The sequence below is a fragment of the Mucilaginibacter calamicampi genome (assembly GCF_042676765.1).
Taxonomy (GTDB): domain Bacteria; phylum Bacteroidota; class Bacteroidia; order Sphingobacteriales; family Sphingobacteriaceae; genus Mucilaginibacter; species Mucilaginibacter calamicampi.
In genome coordinates, this window is the sequence record NZ_JBHTHU010000001.1 from 785,120 (window position 1) to 811,277 (window position 26,158).

The window sequence follows — 26,158 nt, forward strand, 5'->3', positions numbered from 1 at the left end:
AGATTAACAGGATATGTTATCACAAGAAATAAGAAATAAAGTACAACTACTTTGGGACAGGCTTTGGGCGGGGGGATTATCAAACCCTATTACAGCGATTGATAATATATCTTACCTCATCTTTATGAAACGTTTAGAAAAATTTCATCCTGATGTTATAGAAGAGTATAAATGGAGCAGTTATAACCATTTGGAAGGGCCTGAATTAAAATCTAAAGTGGATGAGGTTTTCAATTTTATTCAAAATGATTTATCGAAAGAAGATGAACCATTTGCGATTGAAATGAAAAATGCAAGGTTTGGAATAAATACCCCCTCTCTATTGGAAGAATCAGTAAAAATAATTGAAGATATCTTTTCTTTGGTAGAACATGAGGAAAATAGGCATCAGCATTTCCAAGATATATTAGGGGATGTATATGAGTATCTGTTACGTGCTACCAATGAGGCGGGAAAGAATGGACAATTCAGAACGCCAAGACATATCATTCAAATGATGAGTGAGCTAGTTGCACCGGATATTGATAGTGAGGATAGCAAAATCTGTGATGTAACAAGTGGCAGCTCGGGCTTTCTTGTTGGTGCTTATCAATATATTCTTAAAGAAAATAGTAGAGATATTATACTTGACGAGGAAAATCAACTTGAAAAAGGACTTGACGGAGAAAAATTGACGGCAAAAAAGAAAAAGCAAATAAAAGAGAATACATTTTATGGCTTTGATATCGATGCCACAATGGTAAGAATTGGAATGATGAATATGATGATGCACGGCATAGATAAACCTCATATCATCAATTTAAATACTATCTCTGATGAATATGAGGAGAATTTTTATAAGCTGAACCAAAAGCAATTTACGCCCGAACAGATTTTAAATGGAGAAGACTCTAAATACCGGGAGAAAATATTTCCGACCCTAGGAAAGGACGAATTTTCATACATCCTCGCTAATCCACCTTTTGCTGCCAAAGTTAATAGTAAATCGATAAGTAAAAATCTTAATCGTATTTATGAAATAAAAGAGGCGAAAATCCAGTCATTGCAAACCGAACTTTTATTCTTAGAACGTATAGTATATATGCTTAAAAAAAACGGACGTGCTGCTGTAATAATCCCTGAAGGGGTTCTGTTCAATTCTGGAAAAGCTTATAAATCAGCTCGAGAAATATTACTAAAGGACTGCGATTTAGAGGCTGTCGTGTCTTTACCAAGTGGAGTTTTTAACCCTTATACAGCGGTGAAAACATCCATTCTGCTATTTACAAAAAAACAATTTGACTCTAGTACCTATCATACCAAAAAAGTTTGGTTTTACGGGATGGATTCTGACGGTTATACGTTGGACAATAGCCGAAAAAAAATAAAAAATGATTTTCCTCTCCCGGAAACCGTTAAGCAATACAAGACTAAAGACGCGAAAAGTAATTCGCAGAAGGATCGTAAGCAAAAGCATTTTTACGTGCCTGTAAGTGAGATTGAGGAAAATGGATTCGAACTAAATTACAATCTGTATAAAGAGTTCGTTTTCGAGGAACAAGATTACGAGCCTCCTCATAAGTTGATAGAAAAACTTATGGAATTGGAGAATGAGATTAACGAAGGAATTAATACACTAAACAAGTCATTTAATGAAGGTAGCGTTAAATAAGATTTTAACACCAATTTCCGGAGATTGGGGTAGCGATGACCTAGAAGGTAATGGGGTTAATGTGATTCGTACCGCAAATTTTAGGAATGATGGCAAAATAGATTATAGTAATATAGTTAAAAGATTATTCCAAAAAAAAATTATTGATGAAAATGGCCGTGAAAGGTATGTATTAGATTCGGAAAAAATTGAAGAGAAAAAGCTAATAAGCAATGATATAATCATTGAGAAGTCAGGAGGAGGGCCTGAAACTCCAGTCGGCCGTGTTGTCTATTTCGAGAATCCTGGAAAGGAGATCTTTATGGCGAATAACTTTACACAGGTTCTTAGAGCCAACTCTGAAAAGGTAATTCCGAAATATCTATTTTATTATTTAAGATATCTTTATTTAAAGGGCTTAGGATATAAATACCAAAATCAAACAACCGGGTTAGCTAACTTAAAATTAGAGAAATATTTAAAGGAAGAGATTCTCCTGCCTGACTTTGACAAACAAAACATCGTAGTCACACAGTTGAACATTATTCAAAATAATATTGACCTTCGAAAATCAAGTGTTGAAATTCTATCAAATCTAATACACTCGGCGTATTCTCGAATGTTTGGTGACCCTGTCAGTAATCAAAAAGGGTTTAAAAAACTAACGCTAAATCAAATTAAAGATCCTAAGAGAGAAATAACGAGAGGGATGGAAAACCCTGGACAAAATATAGATGATGGACATCCATATTTAACTACGAGTAATATCAAGGATGGAGAAATAAAAGTTAAAACAGTAAATTTCACCAGTGAAGAAATTTACAAGAAATTCAAGCGGAGTGTATGCCAAACCGGAGATGTTGTAATTAGCATTCGTGCCAGCATAGGCCAAGCCGCAATTATAACTAATCAATATAATAATTACAATATCACGAGAGGATTGGCTGTAATTCCATTAAATAAGAATACTGTAAAACCATCATACTTAAGCTGCACAATTCAAAGTAGAGGTTTTCAATTCCTAGTACAGGGGAATGTAAAGGGAACCACCTTCATCCAGCTCAATTTAGATAAACTTAAGGCTATCAAAATTCCTGTACCGGAAATTCAACTACAGGAAAAATTTGAATCATTTTACGACTTGGTTTATGAATTACGCTTGAGTATGGAGCGATCTCTAGTGATATTACAGCGTTTATTTCATGTAATTCTTCAGAATGCTTTTAAGCCGGATGTTGAAATAGATGAAGAACCTATTTTTAAGGATTTAATCAAGAAGTTTACTGCGCAGGATTTGAGAGGTAACAAGCAAAGATTACAGTACTTAATAAATCTTTTTGAACAGCAAAACTTTGATGAGTTTAAGGACTTTACGGAGACAAGAAAAATATTATTTGAATTAATGGAAGACGAAGAGATTATTCAAATTATTAGTAGCAACAATAATGTGAAATTACAGGTAAAATGAAATTAGTCCGGCTAACAATACTAGAGAAATTCCGAAGCCTTGATGAAATAAAGACAAATCAAGGTAGGGAAAATTTTACCGTTATTTTTAGGGATGATCAACCCAATGAAGAATGGGAAAACTTTCATCCTTATTGTTTTGCAGGACTGAACGGGAGTGGAAAGTCAAACGTCTTAGAGGCCCTATCAAATATTTTCTATCATTTGGAGTGTTGTACATTGGCTCAGGAGACTTCAGAATTTCTGAAAAATGATTTCAAAAAAGAATTATCCGCTCCTGTTGCTTATGAATTAGAATATTATATAATTCCTCGCGAAGCAGAAAAAGAGATTGAAAACTATCATAACGTAACTATTAGGAAAGAGAAGAATGCCGGGCCTCAAATAAAAATAAGGGCATTAGACCAATCTAATGAGCCTGAATTTATAGATATATCAGGTTCAATCCGAAGTTATTTACCGGAATTGGTAATCGGATATTCTTCGGGAGAAAATGAAATATTAAGCCTACCATTCATAAAATCCAGACTGTTACAGTTGGATGAATATATTTATCACTTACGGAATAGAGCGAAGCTTGTCTTAGATTACAAGTTGGAGGAAAAGCCCGAGAGTAGCCTAGTGTATATGGACTATCACATGAGTCAGGCGATCCTTTTGGCTAACTTCCTTTTACAAAATGAAGATACAATCGAACCTATCAAAGAGCAATTGAGCATCGAAAAGCTACACAGCTTCCGTTTGGTAATAAATAATAAGCTGTTATACTATGCTGATGAAGATCCAGAATTAGGGTATCTGTTACCGTTAGTTGAAGAAACGTTAGATAAACTGCGTAAATGTGCTACTGTTAAATTTACTCAATCAAGTGATCATCACAATGGGTATGAATACGAGGTACTTGATTTCTATTTTGATGAAAATAAGAGAACCAAAGAAAGTGCTCTAAAAACAGTATTTAAGGAACATTTCAAGTCCCCACTACAGTTGTTCAAAGCTTTTCAGGTTCTTACTTTACTCAATTTACGGGTGGTTGATCAAGAGTTAAAGAAAGAAGTATACAATTCTGATAGTTTGTATGCAATGTATAAAATACCTTCTTTTAAAGAGCAAGAGCATATTTTCCATTTCAATTTGTTTCGCTTAAAAAAGAAAAACTCGGATGATAAAATGCTTCTTAAGGCATTTTCCGATGGTGAACATCAATTTTTACATACTATGGGAATTTGCATGTTATTGGGTGATAAAAGTACACTAATGCTATTAGATGAACCCGAAACACATTTTAATCCTGAGTGGCGTTCGGAATTTATAAGTTTATTAAAAGATTGCTTAAATAAGAGTGGTACAAATCATCTAATGCGAGATATTTTAATCACTTCGCATTCACCATTTATTATTTCGGATTGCTTTCCGGATAGGGTAATTGTTTTTGATAAAGGAAGTCAACCGCGAAATGCACAAGATTTAGATATAGACACCTTCGGGACATCGGTTAACATTTTAACTAATAAAATTTTTAAGCGTAAAAACACCATTGGGGAATACTCACTTAAAAAGCTAAATGCATATAGGGAAAGATTTTTAAAAACTGATGATGTGGATGGTTTAATTGAGGAGTTAAACACTGAGTTGGGGGATTCAATAGAAAAAGTTCTATTAATAAAGGAAATGACAGACATTATTAATAAAAGATGATAAGGCCGTACAAACATATCAAATCTAAGTTTCACGAGATTCAATCCTTTACTAATTATTTATTCTTGGAAGTTATTTTTCGCGCACCTTATCTTGAGGAAGCCATTTTTGATTTATCATTAGTCATTCCTAAATACCAGCGATTAATAGATGAAGTTAACCATGAGTATTTACTCAATCCCGTTGCTGAATGTTTCAGTATTTGTAAAACTCTGTCTAGGTGGCAATTAAAAGCATTAAAGAGGGGCGTACATCAGAATAATAAAATTAGGCTATTGTGCAACGGTGATTGGCTTCCGTTGGAATATGCAGATATTGATTTAATAAGTGAAGAATTAAGCAAACAAATCAAAATATTTTTTGACAAACTATACGATGAGGCTGTAACCAAAGCAGTATTTTATCATAAATATGGAAAAATCGAAGATTATTATAAGGATCTGGTAGGCAAATCCCGGACCTGCAGATGCTGCGGAATAAACAAAGTGTTAATTAAATTTCACTCTAAAAGAAGTGCATTAGACCATTATTTACCAAGGAAGCATTTCCCTTTTACATCTATAAACACAAACAATTTGTTACCGATTTGTGATACATGCAATAGCAAATACAAATTAGGGGAAAATACCATTTTTGAAATTATAAAGCACAATAACAGAATCGTTTCTAAAACGCGAAAACGAGCTTTTTTCCCATTTAGTAGAATTACTCCTTATCCAAGAATTGATGTTGAAATTACACTAGGCAAAGCTCTTTCTGAAAACATGGAGCCAAGGGATATGAATATTAACTTGACTTGTGCCGGATACGAAGAGCATGTTGACTCTTGGAATCGACTTTTTGGTATAAAGGAAAATTATCTTGCCGAGTGTTGCTCTGACGAGATGTATATGTATTATGAGGAACAGTACGTAGCCGATTTGAATTTTGGAAAGACCCATGATGAATATATAGGAGCTTTGGAACGGAATAGATTGGGAGATATGAATTTCTTACGGTCAGCGTTTTTAAATGGCGTAAATAATTACGTTTAACACACAACAATATTTACTTAAGTAGCCTTGCAATGTTTTGAATTTCGTTTGATTTCTATCAAGCAAGCCATTTTTCGGCCGGATTGAAATGGTGTGCCCGAGTACTTTCCAAGAGCAAGCGCCTTTCTGCTTTATGGCGCTTTTAAAAAAGAAACATTTAATGGTGCCAAAAAACCACATTTTCTGCAAAGTCTATTTAATAATCCACAATTCAACTATGGCACGAAAGGCATTATGAGTGATACTATAAAGATTAGATAACTATTTATTATCAATCGCATGGTGGGGAGGTTTGGGTGGCTGATGTGGGCATTTCTGCTAAGGCTATTCCACTATGGGAAGACTGTATTGAGTTTGGTTTCATGGGTCTGAGGCTTCATTTAAGATGTTAGCTGATGGCCGGTCTCAAGGAGTTTTCTGATGTAGAGTTGCTGGATCTGTTGAGGGATTCGGATCATGCGGCTTATGGGGAGATTTTTCACAGGTATTTTTATTTGATGTTTACGCATGCGTATAAGAGGCTGGGGGAGGAGGAGCAGGCGAAGGATGTGGTGAAGGTGGTGTTTGCGGCTTTGTGGTTTGGCAGGGAGGGTAATTTGCCGGTGTCGAATCTGGCGGGTTATTTGTATACGGGGGTAAGGACAGGATCTTTGATCTGTTTGCCAGGGAGCAGGTGAGGGGGAGGTACCTGGATTCGCTGAAGGGTTATTTGGATGCGCATGCGGAGGTGCCGGCGGATCATTTGATCAGGGAGAAGCAGCTGAGGGCGCATATTGAGCAGGAGATCCAAGCGCTGCCGCCGAAGATGCGGCGTATTTTTGAGATGAGCCGGAAGGAGCAATTGTCGCACCGGGAGATCGCGGAGGCTTTGTCTGTTTCAGAAAACAATGTTTCCAAACAGGTGAACAACGCGCTTCGGATCTTGAGGACTAAGCTGAACTTAATTGCCAGTTTGTATTTTTTGTTTAATCAGTGGTAAGCCGACGGCATTTTGTATAAAATTCCGCCGTATCATTATCATGCAAGTCATCCGTTACCAAAGCTGGTTGTATCCGGAATGAAAGGATTAGCGTCGTTATTCTAATAATAATTGAATTGCAGCAGTTTAGGATAATTATTTGGCTAAATATTTGTTACATTAATTTGTATATACAAAATAATTCGGATATTTGTAACAAACCAAATAACTATGGCAATCAATGCAACTAACGCTATTGGAATCAACATTAGGAAATTCCGGGAGCGAAGAGGTCTTACCCAGGATGACCTGGCCACCTATTTGAAGGTAAAGCGGCCGGTGATTAGTTATTGGGAGACCGGCGAGCGGGATTGTAATTTTGATTTTGAACAACTCGAAAAATTGGCCAAAATTTTTAATGTTGACCTCGCCGATCTTTTGGAGGAAAATGAAGGCGCGCAGCAATTGAACTATGCGTTTGCTTTCCGGTCAGACGGCTTTACCGAAACGGATCTTGAAAGTATCGCTGATTTTCAACAGATCGTAAAGAACTATAATAAAATGAAGCATTTAGCAAATGAGCAAAGTTGATACGATCAATATCGAAATACAGCAGAAAGCAATCAGATTCAGAATAGATCATGGGTTCAGTAATACTGAGCCCATTCGTTTAAAAAGCCTATTGCTCAAATGTAATGTACTGACCGTTTTCAGGCAACTTTCCGGCGCTTTTTCTGGCATGGCCATTAAGTTGGGAAACGATCGGTTTATGATGGTGAATCACGATCATCCTCTAGGGAAACAGCACTTTACGATCGCGCATGAGCTGTATCACCTTTTTATTCAGGAGAATTTCACTTCTCAATCCTGTATCACAGGACGTTTTGATAAGAAAGATATCGAAGAATATAAAGCGGACCTTTTCGCTGCCAATTTTTTGCTGCCAGAAGAGGGGCTGAAGATCAACATACCTCCCACTGAGTATGTCAACTGCGATACCATTCGTATAGAAACAGTACTCCGCCTGGAACAATACTACAGCGTGTCCCGCAGAGCTCTGTTACAACGCCTAAAATTACTCGGCATCATAACGAAGCTGAAGTATAATGAATACGAAGCGGACGTCAAGCGTTCTGCTGCGGCGTTTGGTTACGAACCTGACCTGTATAATGCGGGTAATAACAATTTGGTACTCGGTGACTACGGTGTACTGGCGCATCAGTTATTTCAAAATGAGCGCATATCTGAATCTCATTATTTAGAACTGATGCATACCATCGGTTTTAATCCCTCGGAATCAGCCAGTAATGGACATGAGTAACAAAGTTGTCAAGATTCTGGTGGACGCTGATGTCCTTATCCACTTTGTTAAGGGAGGGCGGCCCGGTATGCTTCCCCAGTTATTCCCCAAAAGACTCGTCTTGTTGAATCGGGTACATGAAGAGCTGAACAGGCAAAATGACGTGGGCAATGTGGTAGCAAATTATATAGCATTTAAAGCTATCGAGGTTGTGGATTTTCCAACAAAAGACTTAAACGTTATCCGTGAATATGCGCAGTTGATAAAAACCAAAGGTAAGGGGGAGTCCGCTTGTCTCGCCTTTTGCCGCCATCACCCACACATCATCGCCTCCAGCAACCTGCGGGATATAAACGAATATTGTACGCAGCATCAGTTGGCTTACCTCACAACCATGGATATCCTTTGTATAGCCCTTATTCGTGGCGAGATGAGTGAGTCGGAATGTGACGAATTTATCGCCAACGTGCGCAAAGCTGGAAGCAAACTCCCGCACCTAACCATAACGCAGTACCGTAATCAGCATTTTGATCATCTGAAGTCTCATTATTAACGGATTTAGGTTCGGTTTTTCGTATGATCGTCGGTTTAACCGTGGATACTTTACTGGTTACGCTGAACTTTGCCTTAGATGATGGCCATCTTATCAGTCGATATTTAGCACAGTCACTAATGAAAACAATTAGGTGTTTCATACGGCTTATGGGGAGATTTTTCACAGGAATTTTTATTTGATGTTTACGCATGCGTATAAGCGGCTGGGGGAGGAGGAGCAGGCGAAGGATGTGGTGCAGGAGGTGTTTGTAGCGTTGTGGTTGAACAGGGAGGATAATTTGCCGGTGTCTAATCTGGCGGGGTATTTGTATACGGGGGTAAGGAACAGGATTTTTGATTTGTTTGCGAGGGAGCAGGTGAGGGGGAGGTACCTGGATTCGCTGAAGGGTTTTTTGGATACGCATGCGGAGGTGCCGGCGGATCATTTGATCAGGGAGAAGCAGCTGAAGGCGCATATAGAGAAGGAAATTCAGGCGCTGCCGCCGAAGATGAGGCGGATCTTTGAGATGAGCAGGAAGGAGCAATTATCGCACCGGGAGATCGCGGAGGCTTTGTCTGTTTCAGAAAATAATGTTTCCAAACAGGTGAACAACGCGCTCCGTATCTTACGGACGAAACTGGGTGCTCGTTTCACTATTCAATCTTAAAATTCGATCTGCATATTTTGCCAGATTTGATTTTGATTGTGCGTCCTTGAGATATTTTATAGCACCTTTTACATCTCCTTTTTTTTCTAATATGTCAGCCATCGTCGCATAGGAGTCATCGTCGTTAGGATATAGTTTAATTAATTTATTGGCTAAAATACTCGCTTTTTCTAGTTCACCTTTAACAAAATAAAAGTTTTCAAATTGAGAATAGGCATTATAAGGAAGAGCAATTTCAGTTCCATACATTTTTTTAATATTATCCAGCTGCTTTTGCATGGCAACGATAGGATCGATTTTCTCATACATTAATACGTCCATCGCCAGGGTTTCTGAAAAGTGCCAGTCTTGAAAAACAAAAATCAATCCCGAGGGAATACTAATTAAAGGTGTAGTCATATGATTAAATCCCTTTAAATAGTCAAAATGCCAATTTTTTGAATTTGGTTTATACTTAACGAATAAACTATCTGCTGTTAAGGCACCCAATTTGAAACCACTATCCTGAAAGCCTTCGTCTCCTGTGGAAAAATAGTACTTTTGCTTTGCAAAGACGCTATCTGGTCTGGTTGATAGGTAATAATTTAACTTAGTAACCACCTTGGATCTAAACCATTTTTCCTTCTCCTCGTAATTCAATGCCCCGCTTACACTTATCACGGACTTAAACGTTTCCGGATAAGTTAACATAGCATTAGTTGCAAATTGGCCGCCTAAAGAATGACCGATTAGTGTGTAATATCCATTTAAAAAATAATTATTACTTAAATAATTGATAAGATCGTTTTTGATAAAATTCAAAAATTGTAAAGAGGACGTTTCATATCTTTCAAAGTTTAGCTCTTTGCTCCTATCATTTTGCACTATTCCTACAAAAATAGCCTCGGGTATATCGTTTGTCCATGTTAGCCTATCAATTGCAGATGAGGTATAGTCATAAAGGGTTTGGTCTTGTGCGTCAAATAACACAATCAAGGGGTAACGTTTATTAACTTTACCATAATCCTTTGGAAATTGAATGAAAATGGAACGGTTAACGTCTTCGTTAACAGAATGTACACTAACAGTAATTTTGCTATTTAATTTAACTTGCTGAGCCAATAAAGTTCCAACAATAAACATCAGCACCGTAGTAAATAAATATCTTTTTTTCATTTCAATTTTTCTAATTAATCATTTCTCTTGGATTCGAGCAGATAGTAAATAAACAAGCCCACTGCTACAGAAATTGCTTCTACTCCATAAGGTAAGGGCGAGTTTAAGCTGTAAGGAATAATTTGTAAAATCATTAACCCTATCCCTCCAAAAAATAGAATAAGTGCCCACTTAAACGCTCGCAGTTTTGAGTCGCCATTTAACTGATTTAACAATTTTATTGATTCTAAATCAACCAAGCCCAACTTGATCATTCTTGATTTGAGCCGAAAACCGAGTATGCCGTTGATAATGATTGCTGCCGCAGAAAAAGCGGCTACAAACATAATAGCGACACTTGAATTACTGTCCATAATGTAGTTGTTTTAATTTGGTGGGTTAGACAAGAGTTGTTTAACATATGTTGCAATTATTTTTTGCAACATAAAAGCTGTGTATCTTGTCTAACGTTTAATGAATACCGAAGAAAGCCTTATTAATAGAGTAATTAGAGGTGATCTATTTGCATTTAAACAGCTTATAGGGCAGCATGAAAAGCTTGTTACACACATGATAGCACGAATTATAGACAACGACGAAGACGTTAAGGATATAAGTCAAGAGGTATTCATCAAAGTATTTAAAAACCTTGCTAAATTTAATTTCAATGCAAAACTGTCTACATGGATTGCGCAGATAGCTTACCGTACTGCCATAAACCATGCTAATAAATTTTTACGGCAAAATTTCGTAATCGGTGACGAAATTGAACACGAACTAATTAATTATGAAACACCTGAACATATTTTAAACGCAAAAACCGAAAGTGAATTTTTACAATATCATATTGAAAAATTACCTTTAGCATACCGAACAGTCATAACATTATACCATTTAAACGAATTTACATATCGTGAGATAGAAGAAATAACCGGAATGCCGGAAGGAACAGTGAAAAATTACTTATTTCGGGCACGTCAATTACTGAAGCAACGATTGGAAAAGTATTATAAATAGGGAGATGAAAGAATTAAACGATGAGAATTTACAAACGATGATAGAAGAAAATGGCAACCTTGAACAAACTACAGATGTTCAACTTTACAAAAGCATTTTCCTTGAATTGGCAAAGCAACCAAAACTAAAGGTTGACGATCTTTCTTCGAGTGTAATAGAAATTCTAATATATAGAGAAGAATGGAAAAACTTTTTAAAATCGATTATTATTATCAGCACTATAATTATTATGAGTGGTCTTGCATTAATTATTGTGATTGGTAATGTGGAATACCAAATTGCAAAAGAGATCATGATTTATTTAGACTCATATAAATGGACATTGCTATTTATCATAGTAATGATTTTTCTTTTAGAAGCCATAGATAAAAAGTTTGTTATTAACTACTTTAAGCACAATAAAGCGATTTAAGTGGAAGTTGAATGGCTATGAATGCTAATATTAAACGCGTTTCAACCTTCTGTTTATGATCCCTTAATCTACGCCTCTTTAAAATAAAATTTTATTTGTAAAATTATAAATACCCTGAATAATTGAACGTAATTTTTTAAGTCTGCAAAATCCAACCCACATCCGTGTAACGTTCATGCAGCAAAGTGCGGTCATTAACCAAATGGCAAGGAAACTGTTTTCCGCAGATTACAGGGAGTTAAAATTAGACGACCAGTTTAAGAACCAGCTTCAAAAGCGGATAAACAATCAACTTGATAAAAATTGATGCTGATAAGCGTGACCTATGGAAATTAATCTCCACAATTTAGCTCGTCTGGTATCTGCATCGGTATTTATAACGGCTTTCCTGGTGTTGAGTTTTTGCCCCCTTAGAGAGCAATTCAAAACCTTTTGAAAGGCCCAACAAAAACGGAACAACACGCTAGCGGACGGCAGGCAGCCTTAATGGTTTGTCAGGGTATTATAGATAATTCAGCAGCGAAATTCACGCCACCAAAGCCAAAGCCAGGAATCAGCATCCCCGTGTTCACCGCTGTTATTGTATCGCTTTTTTATACCAGCTATCTATTTTCTGTTTTGAAAAGCTTCTTGTCTTTCAGCGGAAGTTTTCGGTTGCATATCTCAATTCCGTCCCTGCCTATTTTAAGAACCGTATTCTGCTGATTTGAGATTATTATTATTTTACTTATCTGATCAAAGTCTATTATAGGCGTTGACGGCTCAAAATAGTAGAGATAATACAATCAAATTATTAATACAGACATGTTCAATCACATTTTTTCAATATCAAAAAAAATTATGGGCAATGGGCACCATTGTTTTTAAGGCTGATTATAGGTTTCGGTTTTATGGCTCACGGATGGGCTAAGCTTAGCAAGGGAACTCCGGCAGGCTTCGGAAGCTACTAACCCATTTAAATGTTCCTTTCCCTCATCTTACTTCCTGGGTTGCATCCTTGGTGGAAGTGCTGGGTGGCCTGGCAATTTTTGTCGGATTTTTCGTAAGTATTACAGCGCTGCCGCTAATTTGCACGATGCTCGTTGCCATGTTTACTATCCAGTCCATTACGGCTTTAGTTCCGTTAAAACGATAGGTTTAACGCCACAAGGGCCTTTATTTGGGCCTCCCGGATATGAAATTAACCTATTGTACATTGCAGGTTTAATTTCCCTTATTTTAAATGGGGCGGGAGTTTTTTTGATTGACGCCCTCCGGGTAAATAAGACTAGGCCTTAAAGAAGAATAAATAGCGCCATATTATACTGACTTCTACTGTCCGAAACGGGCGGTAGTATTTCATAAAAACAATGTCTGTAAATTGTTTTTTTTCTTCCTATTTAGTTGGGTTAGCCGTCTTGTTCTTAAATATGGAAAAGGACGAGCTTATTGGGCTGTTTAAAAAATACCGGGAGGGTCGTTGTTCGGAGGAGGAGCGGGCTTTGCTGGAGGCTTGGTATTTGGAGTATAATGACAAGGATGTGTTGGAGATGTCGCCGCGTAGGGTGGAGGCGGTGGGGAGACAGGTGTTCAGGGAGCTGCCGGGTAATCATTTTAGTTTTTTGCGGTTGGGCTTGGGCTTGACGGCTGCATCGGTGGTGATCGGAGTTTTGGTGACGGTGGCGGTGCATTTCTGGGTGCCGGAACCGCGTGCAGCTAAGGTAGCGGATATTGTGCCCGGGTCTAATAAGGCAGTGTTGACGCTTTCGGATGGGAAGCGGATCGTTTTGGATGAGGTGGGAAATGGTCGGCTTACGGGGAATATCGTGAAGTCGGAAGGGCGTTTGATGTATGATGGAGTTGGGGGGAGTGGAAATAATGTGATTTCGGTGCCGAGGGGCGGGGAATGGCAGGTGGTGTTGCCGGATGGGTCTAAAGTGTGGCTGAATTCGGCTTCGGAACTGGTGTACCCCGCTTCGTTCGCGGGGCAGGGGGAACGGGTGGTCGAGCTGAAGGGGGAGGCGTATTTTGAGGCGGCTAAGGATGCGGCGCATCCTTTTTTGGTCAAGACGGGCAGGCAGGTGGTGAGGGTGTTGGGGACGCATTTTAATGTGGAAGCGTATGACGGCGTGGTCAGGACGGTATTGGAGGAAGGGAAGGTGCAGGTTACGGCTGCGGGTACGGAGAAGATTTTGGTGCCGGGACAGGAGGCGGTGTTGTCGGCTGAGCGTTTATCTGTAGATGCTGCGGATGTGGAAGAAGCATTGGCCTGGAAAAATGGTTATTTTAGGTTTAATGATGAGGACATAAAAAGTATCATGCGCAGGCTTTCACGCTGGTATGATATTGAGGTAATATATGAGACTAATACCCCTGCAGGGGGCCTGAACGGGCGGATCTCCCGCTATAAGAGCATCACCCAGGTGCTCAGGGCCCTCGAAGCCACCCAAAGTGTTCACTTTAAGGTCGAAGGAAGGAGGGTCACGGTATTGAAATAAGATAAGATCATAAGTTAATTCAAAAGCCAGGTATCCGTTTCCGGAACCTGGCCTTTTGCCTGTAATAATTAAATTATTGAACGCGGAGCGCTGCCCATCTCGACAATGTAGGCGCTACGCTTAAACAAGCGTGACAAATGTACAAATTTTACCTTTTCTTGCTGCTGGGCCTGTTAAGTGCGTCGGCTTTTGCCCAGCAGGTCAGTTTATCCGAGCGTAATTCCCCTCTAAGCAAGGTTTTTGATAATATCAGCCGGCAGACCGGCTATGATTTCCTGATCGCGACAGAAAATTTAAAACTGGCCCGTCCGGTAACGATCCATGTCAGCAATGAAGAATTGCGGGGGGTACTCGATAAAATATTTGCCGAACAGCCCCTGCGTTTCGTCCTGCAGGAAAAAATGGTAGTGGTCTCAAAAAAACAACTGGCGCCGCGTGTCCCTGCCCGGGGCACGGTCAGGGATACTACAGGAACGCCCCTCGGCGGAGCCGCTATCAAGGTTATCGGTACGTCGCGGGGTACCCTCGCTGACAGCAATGGCGATTTTATGATTGACGCAGACTTGGGCGACGATCTGGAAGTTTCGTTTATTGGATATGAAACGGTTTTACGACCGGTTGGCTCCGCTGCAATCAGGATCGTATTGCAGGAAACCAATTCGCGACTGAATGAGATTCAGGTGATCGGTTACGGGGCCACGACGAAACGCCTGAACACCGGCAGCTTATCGGCGGTTAAGGCCGCGGATATTGAAAAGCAGCCGGTGACGAATGTATTGTCGGCCTTATCCGGCAGGATGGCGGGTGTTTTTGTGCAGACGACTAACGGGCTGCCGGGCGGCAATGTCAATATCCAGGTTCGGGGCAGGGGATCGCTTACAGCGGGAACGCAGCCTTTGTTTATTATCGACGGAGTACCCTTTGAATCTAACCCGGCTAATTACAGCGTTTTATCCAGTAGCCCGGTCAGTGGGATCATCAGTCCTTTGAACAGCATCAACCCGGCAGATATCGAGGAGATGACGGTGCTGAAAGATGCGGATGCTACCGCGATCTACGGGAGCCGGGGCGCGAATGGGGTGGTACTGCTCACAACGAAAAGGGGCAAGGCAGGGACGGACCGCACGGACTTGTCCTATACGCAGGGGATCAGCAGGATCGCCAATCTCCCTAAACTTTTATCGCTTCCCGATTACCTGGCCATACGCAGGGAAGCATTCGCCAATGATAATGTTGCACCGACCGCGGCCAACGCGCCTGACCTGCTCGTCTGGGACCAGAACAATGGCTCCGACTGGGCCAGGTATCTTTTCGGGAATACGGCAGGGTACAGGGACCTGCAGGCCCGCTTTTCCGGCGGCTCGGCGGCAACGGTCTATACGGTTTCCGCCAACTATCACGGGGAAAATAACATCATAACGGATCTGTCCCGGTATACCAGGGGAGGACTGCAGGCCAGTCTCCGGCATGTGTCCGCTAACGGCAGGCTGGAGGTACAGTTCTCCAATGTCCTGACGCTGGACAATAACAAAAGCCCGAATGTGCAGAATTCCAGCAGCGGGATCTACCTGGCGCCCAACTTCCGGATGATCGATGCCAACGGGGCCTATACGCTGAACTCGGGTAATCCGCTGCGGGACCTCAATTCGACTGTTAAGTCGAATACCGGCAATGTCATCAGTAATCTTGTGTTGAACTTTAGGGTTAATACGGATATTCAGCTGAAGGTTTCGGCGGGCTACAATCAGACCGGGCAGGAGCAAACCCAGCTTTTTCCTTTGCGTTCTGTTCAGTCCGGCAGTAATTATGCCCAGTTCGGGCAGAACAGCAACCGCTCTTTTATCGTGGAACCACAGCTCAACTACAGTAAACGGATAGATGCCGGCCTTTTCTCGGTATTGATAGGTGGTACCTACCAGGACCGCAGCAGTAAAAATCAGTTCATAAAGGGTTCGAACTACAGCAACGAGACGCTGATGGAAAACATCGCCTCAGCGACGACCATCGACAGCCGCCTGAATAACCGTACCGATTATAAATATTTGTCCGCCTTCGCCCGGCTGACCTACAATCTAAAGGAGCGATACATCCTGAATATCACCGCGCGCCGGGACGGTTCCTCCCGTTTCGGGCCCGGGAACCGCTTCGGAAATTTCGGTTCGGTTGGCGCGGCCTGGCTATTCTCCGAAGAAAGCTGGGTAAGATCACACCTGCCGCTGCTCAGTTTCGGTAAGCTGCGCGCCAGCTATGGGACCACCGGCAATGACCAGATCACGGATTACCAGTATCTGTCGACGTACAGCAGCCCTTCATTGGTCTACCAGGGCATATCCGTACTCCGGCCTTCCCGGATCGATAACAGTGATTTTCACTGGGAGACGACCCGCAAACTGGAGCTGGCCCTGGAACTGGGCTTCCTGAAGGACCGTATCCTTTTGAATACGAACTACTATATTAACCGCAGCGGCGACCAGCTCGTCAACTACGCCTTGCCTTCCACGACCGGCTTTATCGCCTATCAGGCCAATTTACCTGCTGTGATACAGAATACCGGCCTGGAGCTGGAGTTGGCCACGGTGAATATAAAAGCAAAGGATTTTCGCTGGACCAGTGCCTTTAACCTGACCATACCGAGGAACAAACTGCTCAGCTTTCAAAACTTTGAAACCTCTTCATACGCCGAAAATTATGAGCTCGGTTATGACATTAGCCGCGTCAGGGGCTACCGTTTCCTCGGTGTTGACCCACATACCGGGGCTGGTTTATACGCGGATAAGGACGGTCGGCCTAGTACCACGCCTTACATGAATTATACGATCGGGAAGACCAGCCCGGATCTGTACGGCGGTTTCAGCAATACTTTAACATGGCGCGCGCTGACACTGGACATCTTCTTCCAGTTCGCCAAACAGATGGCCTACGGCGGCCTGCGTAGTTCACCCGGGCAGACGCTCAATAATTATGCTTTTATGGTGACCCGCTGGCAAAAGCCGGGCGACATTACGAGTGTACCGAAACCTGGCACAGTGGCGAACACATTTTACCTGAACTCATCGGCCAATTATTTCAACAGTTCCTATATCCGGCTGAAAAATATATCGCTTGCGTATGAGCTGCGGCCGGCCTGGACACAAAAGCTGCGGCTTTACCTGCGGGCGGAGAACATACTGACCTTCTGGAACAGGAACGCGGCAATGCTGGACCCGGAATCGGGTGGTTATGTTGTGTCGCAACCTAATCTGCCCCCGGTGAGATCACTGGTGGCCGGATTGCAGTTAACCTTTTAATCTTTTGGATCATGAAAAACTTTATAATACTGCTTTTGATCACTTGTATGCTGCTGAACGTGGCCTGCAAACGCATGCTGGATGTACCGACGCCGCAGAACCAGCTGACGACAGATAAGGTATTTTCGGACTCGGTCAGCGTGAAATCCGCTTTGTTCAGCGTTTACGCCGGGCTGGAGAACCAGCAATACCCGCTCTCCAACCGCTACCTGTCCGCTTATACGGACGAGAGTATGATCTCCGGTGTGGATCAGAGTTGGAACCAGAGCCGGCTGAGCGCCGGGGAGGTCGCCAATACAGGCAACTGGAGCAATCTTTATACTGCTGTATACCAGTGCAATATGATACTGGAACAATTAGGCCCCGGAAATATTTTACCGGAAAGCTTCAAAAGGCAGGTGCGCGCGGAGGCGAAATTCCTGCGGGGCTATTGTTACTTTTACCTGATCAATCTTTACGGCAGCGTTCCCCTCATTACCGTAACGGATGTGAACCTGAGCAGCAAGGCCGTTCAAAGCGATTCCGCCGCGGTTTACGCGCAGGTGCTCACCGACCTGAACAGCGCGCATGAGGAGCTCTCGGTGGCTTACCCAGGTACGGGGCGGATCAGGGCGAACAAAGCCTGTGCCGCTGCGCTGCTGGCTCGGGTGTTTTTATACCAGCGCAACTGGGCCGGTGCCGAAAATAGGGCAACGGAGGTGTTGAATACCGGTATGTATACACCGCTCGACAATATTACCGGTGCTTTTAAAGCGACCGGTAAAGAGGGTATTCTTCAGCTGGGCTCCCAGAACGGTTGCACGACCGAGGCGGGAACGGTGATCCCTTCCTTCGCTACTGTTGCGGCAGGGTACTATTTAACGGATAACTTTTACGCTTCTTTCGCTCCCGGGGACCTGCGCAAAAGCAACTGGATCGGTACATCGGCTACCACAGTATCCGGCCTGACAACCACTTACCGTTATCCTTACAAATATAAGAACAGGGTGGCCAATACAACGGCTCCGGAAAACCTGATGATCCTGCGCGCCGCTGAACAATACCTGATCAGGGCGGAGGCAAGGGCCTCGCTCGGCAAACTGAACGGGGCAGGAAGCGCGGCGGAGGACCTGAATGTCGTGCGGCAGCGGGCGGGTTTGCCTGCCGTGCAGTTCATTGCACAGCATGATGCTTTGGAAAGCATAGCCGATGAGCGGAAACATGAACTGTTTTTTGAAAACTGCGACCGTTTCCTGGATATGAAACGGACCGGGCGGCTCCAAACTATAATGACGGCTGCCAAAGCCACCTGGCAGCCGACCGGCGCAAGACTACCTATCCCTTTAACCGACATCACCAGAAACCCTAATCTGATTCAAAATGCAGGCTATTAAAAAACTTTTATTGATGGTATGGGCAATCCCGGTATTTGCCGGTGCCCAGGAAATTCGGCCTCTAAAGATCAACGATAAGTTGCCTGAGGTGGCGATTGCCGGAGGAAAGATCATGCCGGGCGAACTCTACCGGAACGGTTTGCTGATCATAAACTTCTGGGCGACCTGGTGCGCGCCATGCCAGGTGGAAATGGAGAAAATGGCCAGGTCAATAGACAGTTATAACGACCAGGTACAAATGCTCTGCGTAGCTTATGAAAGCGAAGAGGTAATAGCGGCCTATTTAAAAAAGCATCCCGAACTGACCCATCCCAAGTTAAAGTTCATCGCGGATGATAAATACTTTCAAAAACTCTTCTTTCACCAGGCGCTGCCCCATAACGTATGGATCGATTCCAAAGGTATGGTTAAGGCCATCACCGGCGGGGACGACCTTAATTCGAAAAATATCAAGGCTTTCCTGGAAAACCCGGAAAACACCATGTATGTTAAAGCGGAAGTCCCCTTCGACTATTTAAAACCGATGCATATCCCGGATTCCCTGCTGGAATTCCGATCCATCTTCAGTAGAAGAATTCCCGGCGTAGAGCTCAGCGGGACCGTAGTCAGCAGCAGCAAATTCGGGCGACCGCATGCGAAGCGCTTTTTTGGTTTTAATACCCGGATTGTCCATCTGTTCTGGAAGGCCTATCAAATGCCGGGGCTGGATGACAATCCCTATTTGCTGGAGGTGAGGACAAGGGACAGGTCCCGGTTTTACTGGCCTGGGGCGGGTATCGATCCGGACAAATACAAAGGTATTTCGAATGAGGAATGGGACAGAACGCATGGTTTCTCCTATGAACTGACAACCCCTGAACCGGTGGCCGACAGCTTATTTTTCAAACATGTGATCAGTGACCTGGAACTGAACCTGAAGATCAGGTCCTTCACCGAAATGCAGGAACGCCGGATCTGCGAAGTTACCTGTACGAAAGACGCGCCGGTACTGCAGCCCATGCCCGCGCCGGACGATAAATATTACCTGGGGGTGGTAAAGGATCAATTGGTCATCAAAAATATATCCCTCGATCGTTTACTGGACTGGATTGCCGACAGGACCTATAAAAGAAACGTATCGCCGCGAAACGAGCCCTACGTGAATACTGTAAAAGCATCCAATCTGATCACAGCATCCATTCCGCTGGGCGACAATGAAATGCTTTACACGGACCAGGTGCACCTGGAAAAATGCCTCGGTAGGCAACTCGGTCTGTCGTTTCAGTTAAAAACGGGGCTATATCCCGTAGTCATTCTCTCTGATCTTTAATTAAGGGAGGCGGATCCGTCCCCCTCCCTTAATCATTAGTTCAATTGGATCGTAACAGGATCCAGTACCTCGTTAGGATCTACGCCGTCGGCGCAGGTGGCGCCGCCACCTGAACAGCCAAAATTGGCTTTTGCTTCTCCGATCGTCGCGTTGGGCAGCGATGCATTCGGATGGCTGGGTGCATTGCTGTTGCTGGTCCAGTTATACCGGTCCTCGTCCGCTTTTGGCGTCGCCTGAACTTTGGTTGCGATTGCGCCTGAAATACCTGCCAGTAAGGCCACACCCAAAAGGACTGTTTTAAACTTTTTCATAATTTTAAAAATTGTAGATTAATAATTCCGTTCGTTCCAGGCAACGGTCTACCTGCTTATCCGCGCGAGAAGTTCTTGATCATTATGATGGCGGCAATTGCGATGCCAATGAATAAAAGGTTGAACAACAGGTGCTGGCCCCAGCCCATTTTGGAAATAATGCCGCCGCAGGTGCAGGGGAGGTGGCGACCCGTCAATAGCATACCGGCAATGTAGATCTCAAAACTGCTTAATAGAATTATAGTGGTGTAAAGTGCCCGGGTCCGGTAACGTCCGGTAAGCAGGCCCGCAGCGATGAGCAATTCAACCGCCGGGACCGCGATGCCCAGTACTGGTGCGATAGTGATCATTAAGGGCAATGGAGCGAGCCGCATCTGGAAGACGAACTGATCATAATCCAAAAGCTTACCGACCCCGGTGTAGGTAAAAAGGAGCACGATCAGGGCTATACATAGGGCGATGAGGTTGTCTTTTTTCATGGTCTATCAAAGTAACAATTATAAAAGATGCGCAAACAGTAGTAATCGGGTAGCAGGATTTATAGGCATAAAGCCGCCATTTAATGATTTTGGCTACATAGCGGCTCTGGCAACTCAGCCGTTTTCTTACTACCCTCTACCCCTGAGCCGGGTCGGCTGGCTTTACGTTTTTTTGCCGGATGGAATTTCTGCCGCAGCTCATGTTACGTTGTCCGGTATATGCTTTCCGGGACTATGCGCCGGAAAAGTTAGGGGAGGTGCTGCGGGACCCGTTTTTCCAGGCAGCGTTGTACCTGGCGAGTCAGGGTTTGTGGGAAGTCACCGCGAAAAAAGATTTTGAGATAGGATCTTTGAAGGAAAAGGAGCGGCTGAGTTTGCTGCGCTACTATAACCGCATGTCGTTCCGACCGACACCCTTCGGTTGTTTTGCTTCTTTTACCATGACGACATGGGGAAAGAATACGGAACTTCGGCTGACAGGTAAAAAGTTGGGCGTACTGCACTTAGAAGTGGATCAGGACCTGGGTTTGCACCTGTCAGACGCTTTGCGTGGACGGGACCTGACGGGCGTTTCATTCCTGCGCCATCCGCTGTCGTATACTTTGGGCAAAGAACGCAGGTTCATCAAAACGCTGTATGAAAAAAAGCCGGAGTTTGAACTGGAGGCACTGCCGCGTTCAGCATTAACAGATCGGCTGTTCGATAATGAAGTGCGAAAAGGAACTGAAATAACCGCTTTGATCAGGGAAGCGGCGGGTTGTGATCAGGAGGCGGCTATAGATTATCTGCGTTTCCTGGTGGATACGGAGCTGCTGCTGCCGCTTACCGCGCCGAATATCATCGGCGAGGATTACCTCCGGCGGCTGCTCAAGCATCCCGAAGTTCCCGACAGCTCACTTAAAATAAAGCTTTCAGCGCTGCTGGCTAAAGCCGTAAGCCTTGCGGAAATTACTGAGCTGGGGGCTGAACTGAAAACTTTGTTACCAGGGTATAAGGCAGGCACATATTATGCGGGTATGGAGCGCAAAATACATTCGGGTTCCCTTAGCCTTACTTATCAGCCAGTGATCCGGGATGGCTTTAATACGCTGAAGAAATTGGTAGCGCCCGTACCGCCAACGCTCCTGGTTCAGTTCATTCGTGATTTTAAAGCGCGTTTTGACCGGCAAAAGGTACCTTTACTGCTGGCGCTTGACCCGGACGCCGGAATTGGTTATGGTGCGCTTACCGCAGCGGTCACGGACGAAACCCTGTTGCGCGATGTGATATTTTCAACAGTTGATGAACAGGATAGTAAGGTGCCTTGGTCGGCCGTCCACCGCTTACTGCTGCGCAAATGGCATAATGGTTATGACCCGATCTGTTTGACGGAGGAAGACCTGCAGATGCTTCCGGATCAGGGGGTAAAGTTGCCGCCATCCCTGCCCGTTCTTTTCAGGATAGCGCAGGAAGGCATTTATCTGGAGTCGGTTGGCGGCGCTTCCGCGACAGCGCTGATCGGGCGTTTCACCAGCTGGAGCAGGGAAGCGCATGAATTAGGCATGGAAATAACGAGGGAGGAGCAAAGCGCCAATCCCGGTGTATTGTTCGCCGAACTCGGCCAACGCTCCGATGCCCATACGGATAATATCAACCGCAGAGCAGGGGTTTATGACTATGAGATCCCGGTTAATACAGTTTCGACGCTTCCGCAGGAACAACAGATCGCCCTTTCCGACTTATGGTTATCGGTCGCGGGAGAAGAGCTGGTACTGGAATCCCGGTCATTAAACAAAATAGTGATCCCCCGATTGAGTTCCGCCTATAATTACAGCCGGAACAGCCTCGCGGTGTTTCGCTTACTCTGCGACCTGCAGTACCAGGGCATCCAGGGAAATTTTTCTTTTAGTCTGGAGGACTTCTTTCCAGGCATGCGTTTTTACCCCAGAGTGGTGTACCGCCAAGCCATCTTATCGCTCGCTACGTGGCATCTTACTTCAAACGAATTGAAGCAGTTACAAGGCAATTGGGATCTGGTGCGAAGTTCCTTGCGCTTGCCTGCCGTTGTCGCCTTAAGCAAGGCGGATCAGCAACTGGTGTTCCGGCTGGACGAAGCGGCGGACGTTGCTTTTTTACTGGACTGTCTGAAGGGACTTGACCACGCCGTGCTGCAGGAATACCTGGTGCCTGCGCAGGCTGTTAAAGCAGGGGGTGACAAAGTGCTCGTTAACCAGTTCATCGCCTTCCTGGCGCATAAAGGTCGGGTTTATACCGCGGTTCCGGCAGAGAACAATCCTTCGTATGGTCACCTGCAGACGGCTTATGGCCTGGGCAGCCAATGGCTCTACCTGAAGCTGTACGTGAACCCGGCCATGGCCAATAATTTGCTTACAAAAAAGGTAATGCCCTTATTGCAACAATTGGATTGGATCTCCTGGTTTTTTATTCGTTATGAAGACAACGGGTACCACATCCGCCTGCGGCTCCGGGTAAAAGAGAGCGCCTTGGGTTCGCTCCTGAAACGCATCAAAAGGCGATTGGCAACTGAGCCTGTACTCAGGGAATACCAGGCAGCTACCTATTACCGGGAACTGGAACGGTACGGGGCAGATATCATGGAAAAAGTAGAAGAATTCTTTTATGGCAGCAGTGCGCTCGTAATGGCCTACCTGAAAGTTTCCGGGTCAAAGCCCTTTCCATACACGTACCATAGCCTGGCGTTCATCTCCGTTAACGATATGCTGACACACTTTTTCCCCGACGAGGGCGATCAACTGGCATTCCTGAAGCAAATCACCCATGCTTACAACGAATTTGCGACCAATAAGGTCCAACTCGATCAGAAGTACAGAGAACTTAAAGTAGAGATCGGTCAACTTTTACAGGACAAGCGCTATTACAGCCGCTTGAAGCTGGATGAGCCTGTCCGCCTTTTCACGGAAAAGATGAACCATCTTTTAAAAGCGACGACAGGGTTTACAAGGACGCGCAGGACGGGCTTACTCGCCGACCTGATCCACATGCACCTCAACCGGATATTTGCGGACCGGCAGCGCGAACAGGAACTGATCCTTTATTTCTGCCTGTACAAGCACGCGTTATCGGTCACCGCGCGCCCTTAAGGCTGACGTTTGGATTTGAGCAAACTTTGGCTCATTTGCGCCAGGAAGGTCTCTTTATAAGATCTCCCTAAGGTCACGTAAATATGCCCTTCCAGCGTGACCCGTCCACCTTCTATTGTTGTTATTTTTTCGTTATTGATAATAAAGGAATGGTGGATCCGCGAAAATTGTTCCGCCGGCAGGTACTGCAGCATTTCGCTAAGCGTCAGGTAAGATAGGATAGCGCCTTTGGCCTGGTGGATCTTCACATAATTCAGAGCGCCTTCAACATAAATAATATCATTAACGCGAACTTTTACAGCTTTCCCCTTGATGTCGGATTTAACATAAAAGAAATCCCGCTTTTCCCGGTGCGCCTTTGTTTTGTTGCTGCGCTCGATCCGCTGGATGCATTTGCGGAAACGGGTGTAGCTGATCGGCTTCAGCAGGTAATCAAACACCTCCTTTTCAAAAGCGGCGACAGCGAACTCCTGATAAGCGGTGGTCAGCACGATCCGGGTATGGGAGCCTGCCAGTTCCGTGAAATCCAGGCCCGACAATTCCGGCATTTCGACATCCAGGAAAGTAACATCAGGCGGATTATCACCCGTGACCTCGTTCAATGCGACCAGCGGGTTGGTCGAATAACCGGCCAGTTCCAACCCCTCAGTTTGCGCGATGTAAGTGATTAGCATTTCCACCGCGTGCAATTCATCATCGACAATATAACAGGTCTGTTTCATAGGCATATCTTTAAATTGAGCTGGTAGCTGTCGGGTTCATTTCGGATATCCAGAATGTAACGGTCCGGATAGCTGTATTCAAGGCGTTTAATGGTGTTCCGGATGCCGATAGCGCGGATGCGTCGGTTCGCCGGTTCATGCTTTTTAAGGTTCCAGCTTTCAAAATGCAGTTCCCCCGCTTCATTCAGGTCAATAGACAGTCTGGCCGGGGCGCTTTTATTTTTGAGGTAGCCGTATTTGAATATATTTTCTGTCAGCGTAATCAGGATCAGCGGGATGATCTCCTGCTTTTCAAATTCGCCTTTAATCTCCACCCGGAGACAAAGCTCGTGGTCAAAACGAATCTTATTCAGTTCAATAAAATTATAGATCTGCTCGATCTCTTTCGCCAGTAGGGTTTTGCCCTTGCTGCCGACATCTTCAAATGAAAAACGGGTAATGTCGGACAACAGCATGACGCAGCGGGAAGCTTCCCGTGAATATTTGTAATAGGTGTTATGAATGAACGTTAACGTATTAAAAAGAAAATGCGGATTGATCTGCTGCTGAAGATAAGCATTCACCGATTCCGCCAGGTTCTTTTCCAATTCCGCTTTTTCCTTTAAAGTGACCAGTCTCGCCCGCTCTGTCTCATAAGCTTTTCTTTGGTAAATGATCGCACTAATGACCGACCAGTAGAGCGTACTATAGCCCACAAATAGGATGCCCCGGTAAAGATTGGGAACGAGCAAATTCCGGATATAGGAAAGCGGGTCAGGGGCAGAGGCCAGCCATCCGTCCATCAAGTACTTCAAAACGAGGTATACCAGCAGTTCCAGGAGCATTAAAAGAATGATCGCCAGGTAAGGCAGCCTCCTGCGCTGCGCAGACGCGAGCAAAGCATACGCATTGAAATAAAACAGCGCGATATTCAGTGTATAGTAACAGAAATAGTTCAGCAGGGGACCCGAGTGTCCGACACTGAGTCGCACGAAGGTCACTTCATAGGTGATGAAGATCGCCCAGCCCAGGATATGTTTATAGATCGGCGATGAAAACTGCAAACTCCTGTTCATCTCTTGTTATTTGTCTACAGCAAAGCGCCATGTGTGTAATAAAGTTGCTGGTCACCTACTTGTACTATTTTTTTGAGTAAAAAGTTACCGCGATGAAAAACAAACTCTTAAAAAAAACGACAAAGCTTTACCGTTTTAGTGCCGCTACCGCTGGCAAACTGCCCACGGAGACCGGGGGTGACCCGACCAATA

Annotated in this window: 24 protein-coding genes; 18 read left to right on the plus strand and 6 right to left on the minus strand. The window is 44.0% G+C overall.

Annotated features, from left to right (window positions below; all coding sequences use genetic code 11):
- The first annotated feature begins 13 nt into the window (after window positions 1–13).
- From ACFQZS_RS03605 to ACFQZS_RS03650, 10 genes are all read left to right on the plus strand, one after another.
- Complete coding sequence (locus ACFQZS_RS03605; RefSeq protein ID WP_377097375.1) at window positions 14–1,651, plus strand: class I SAM-dependent DNA methyltransferase; 1,638 nt, start codon at window positions 14–16, stop codon at window positions 1,649–1,651.
- Window positions 1,632–3,098, plus strand: coding sequence for a restriction endonuclease subunit S (locus ACFQZS_RS03610; protein ID WP_377097377.1), 1,467 nt, complete (start codon window positions 1,632–1,634; stop codon window positions 3,096–3,098). The genes ACFQZS_RS03605 and ACFQZS_RS03610 overlap by 20 nt, the downstream gene beginning before the upstream one ends.
- On the plus strand, window positions 3,095–4,795 hold the full coding sequence (locus ACFQZS_RS03615; RefSeq protein WP_377097379.1) for a restriction system-associated AAA family ATPase: 1,701 nt from the start codon (window positions 3,095–3,097) through the stop codon (window positions 4,793–4,795). Before ACFQZS_RS03610 ends, ACFQZS_RS03615 begins: the two co-directional genes overlap by 4 nt.
- 65 nt (window positions 4,796–4,860) lie before the next feature.
- Entirely contained in the window at window positions 4,861–5,829 is a 969-nt protein-coding gene (locus ACFQZS_RS03620; RefSeq protein ID WP_377097381.1) for a hypothetical protein, read from the plus strand.
- A gap of 395 nt (window positions 5,830–6,224) precedes the next feature.
- Window positions 6,225–6,506 carry an RNA polymerase sigma factor gene (locus ACFQZS_RS03625; RefSeq protein WP_377097383.1) on the plus strand — a complete coding sequence of 94 codons (282 nt, stop codon included), beginning with the start codon at window positions 6,225–6,227 and terminating at the stop codon, window positions 6,504–6,506.
- Window positions 6,507–6,538: 32 nt separating this feature from the next.
- On the plus strand, window positions 6,539–6,808 hold the full coding sequence (locus tag ACFQZS_RS03630; protein ID WP_377097385.1) for a sigma-70 family RNA polymerase sigma factor: 270 nt from the start codon (window positions 6,539–6,541) through the stop codon (window positions 6,806–6,808).
- A 210-nt stretch (window positions 6,809–7,018) separates the two neighbouring features.
- Window positions 7,019–7,378, plus strand: coding sequence for a helix-turn-helix domain-containing protein (locus ACFQZS_RS03635; protein ID WP_377097387.1), 360 nt, complete (start codon window positions 7,019–7,021; stop codon window positions 7,376–7,378).
- Entirely contained in the window at window positions 7,365–8,108 is a 744-nt protein-coding gene (locus tag ACFQZS_RS03640; protein WP_377097389.1) for an ImmA/IrrE family metallo-endopeptidase, read from the plus strand. Before ACFQZS_RS03635 ends, ACFQZS_RS03640 begins: the two co-directional genes overlap by 14 nt.
- On the plus strand, window positions 8,101–8,640 hold the full coding sequence (locus ACFQZS_RS03645; protein ID WP_377097391.1) for a hypothetical protein: 540 nt from the start codon (window positions 8,101–8,103) through the stop codon (window positions 8,638–8,640). The genes ACFQZS_RS03640 and ACFQZS_RS03645 overlap by 8 nt, the downstream gene beginning before the upstream one ends.
- Before the next feature lie 181 nt (window positions 8,641–8,821).
- Window positions 8,822–9,289: an RNA polymerase sigma-70 factor gene (locus ACFQZS_RS03650; protein ID WP_377097393.1), complete on the plus strand. Its 468-nt coding sequence runs from the start codon at window positions 8,822–8,824 to the stop codon at window positions 9,287–9,289.
- On the opposite strand, the gene ACFQZS_RS03655 is transcribed toward ACFQZS_RS03650, so the two are convergent.
- Both ACFQZS_RS03655 and ACFQZS_RS03660 read right to left on the minus strand, forming a co-directional pair.
- Window positions 9,248–10,444, minus strand: a complete 1,197-nt coding sequence (locus tag ACFQZS_RS03655; RefSeq protein ID WP_377097395.1) for an alpha/beta hydrolase-fold protein — start codon at window positions 10,442–10,444, stop codon at window positions 9,248–9,250. The two genes, ACFQZS_RS03650 and ACFQZS_RS03655, sit on opposite strands and share 42 nt — an antisense overlap.
- 14 nt (window positions 10,445–10,458) lie before the next feature.
- Window positions 10,459–10,797 carry a hypothetical protein gene (locus tag ACFQZS_RS03660; RefSeq protein ID WP_377097397.1) on the minus strand — a complete coding sequence of 113 codons (339 nt, stop codon included), beginning with the start codon at window positions 10,795–10,797 and terminating at the stop codon, window positions 10,459–10,461.
- Between the two features lie 100 nt (window positions 10,798–10,897).
- Between ACFQZS_RS03660 and ACFQZS_RS03665 the strand changes: the two genes are divergently transcribed.
- The 7 genes from ACFQZS_RS03665 (at window position 10,898) to ACFQZS_RS03695 (ending at window position 20,298) form a co-directional block, all read left to right on the plus strand.
- Complete coding sequence (locus tag ACFQZS_RS03665) at window positions 10,898–11,440, plus strand: RNA polymerase sigma factor (protein WP_377097399.1); 543 nt, start codon at window positions 10,898–10,900, stop codon at window positions 11,438–11,440.
- Between the two features lie 4 nt (window positions 11,441–11,444).
- Entirely contained in the window at window positions 11,445–11,852 is a 408-nt protein-coding gene (locus tag ACFQZS_RS03670) for a hypothetical protein (RefSeq protein WP_377097401.1), read from the plus strand.
- A gap of 1,000 nt (window positions 11,853–12,852) precedes the next feature.
- The gene (locus ACFQZS_RS03675; RefSeq protein WP_377097551.1) at window positions 12,853–12,987 is read left to right on the plus strand and encodes a DoxX family membrane protein; all 135 of its coding nucleotides are present in this window, start codon (window positions 12,853–12,855) and stop codon (window positions 12,985–12,987) included.
- A gap of 274 nt (window positions 12,988–13,261) precedes the next feature.
- On the plus strand, window positions 13,262–14,329 hold the full coding sequence (locus tag ACFQZS_RS03680) for a FecR family protein (protein WP_377097402.1): 1,068 nt from the start codon (window positions 13,262–13,264) through the stop codon (window positions 14,327–14,329).
- A gap of 137 nt (window positions 14,330–14,466) precedes the next feature.
- Window positions 14,467–17,616 carry a SusC/RagA family TonB-linked outer membrane protein gene (locus ACFQZS_RS03685; RefSeq protein ID WP_377097404.1) on the plus strand — a complete coding sequence of 1,050 codons (3,150 nt, stop codon included), beginning with the start codon at window positions 14,467–14,469 and terminating at the stop codon, window positions 17,614–17,616.
- An 11-nt stretch (window positions 17,617–17,627) separates the two neighbouring features.
- Complete coding sequence (locus tag ACFQZS_RS03690; RefSeq protein ID WP_377097406.1) at window positions 17,628–18,989, plus strand: RagB/SusD family nutrient uptake outer membrane protein; 1,362 nt, start codon at window positions 17,628–17,630, stop codon at window positions 18,987–18,989.
- On the plus strand, window positions 18,976–20,298 hold the full coding sequence (locus ACFQZS_RS03695) for a TlpA family protein disulfide reductase (RefSeq protein ID WP_377097408.1): 1,323 nt from the start codon (window positions 18,976–18,978) through the stop codon (window positions 20,296–20,298). Before ACFQZS_RS03690 ends, ACFQZS_RS03695 begins: the two co-directional genes overlap by 14 nt.
- 35 nt (window positions 20,299–20,333) lie before the next feature.
- Here ACFQZS_RS03695 and ACFQZS_RS03700 read toward each other — a convergent pair whose 3' ends face one another.
- Complete coding sequence (locus ACFQZS_RS03700; protein ID WP_377097409.1) at window positions 20,334–20,609, minus strand: hypothetical protein; 276 nt, start codon at window positions 20,607–20,609, stop codon at window positions 20,334–20,336.
- Window positions 20,610–20,665: 56 nt separating this feature from the next.
- Window positions 20,666–21,088, minus strand: a complete 423-nt coding sequence (locus tag ACFQZS_RS03705; RefSeq protein ID WP_377097411.1) for a MauE/DoxX family redox-associated membrane protein — start codon at window positions 21,086–21,088, stop codon at window positions 20,666–20,668.
- A 179-nt stretch (window positions 21,089–21,267) separates the two neighbouring features.
- On the opposite strand from ACFQZS_RS03705, the gene ACFQZS_RS03710 reads away from it, so the two are divergent.
- Entirely contained in the window at window positions 21,268–24,189 is a 2,922-nt protein-coding gene (locus tag ACFQZS_RS03710) for a lantibiotic dehydratase (RefSeq protein WP_377097412.1), read from the plus strand.
- Here the strand turns inward: ACFQZS_RS03710 and ACFQZS_RS03715 are convergent.
- Window positions 24,186–24,911, minus strand: a complete 726-nt coding sequence (locus ACFQZS_RS03715) for a LytR/AlgR family response regulator transcription factor (RefSeq protein WP_377097414.1) — start codon at window positions 24,909–24,911, stop codon at window positions 24,186–24,188. The genes ACFQZS_RS03710 and ACFQZS_RS03715 overlap by 4 nt on opposite strands.
- Complete coding sequence (locus ACFQZS_RS03720; protein WP_377097415.1) at window positions 24,908–25,966, minus strand: sensor histidine kinase; 1,059 nt, start codon at window positions 25,964–25,966, stop codon at window positions 24,908–24,910. The genes ACFQZS_RS03715 and ACFQZS_RS03720 overlap by 4 nt, the downstream gene beginning before the upstream one ends.
- Between the last annotated feature and the right edge of the window lie 192 nt (window positions 25,967–26,158).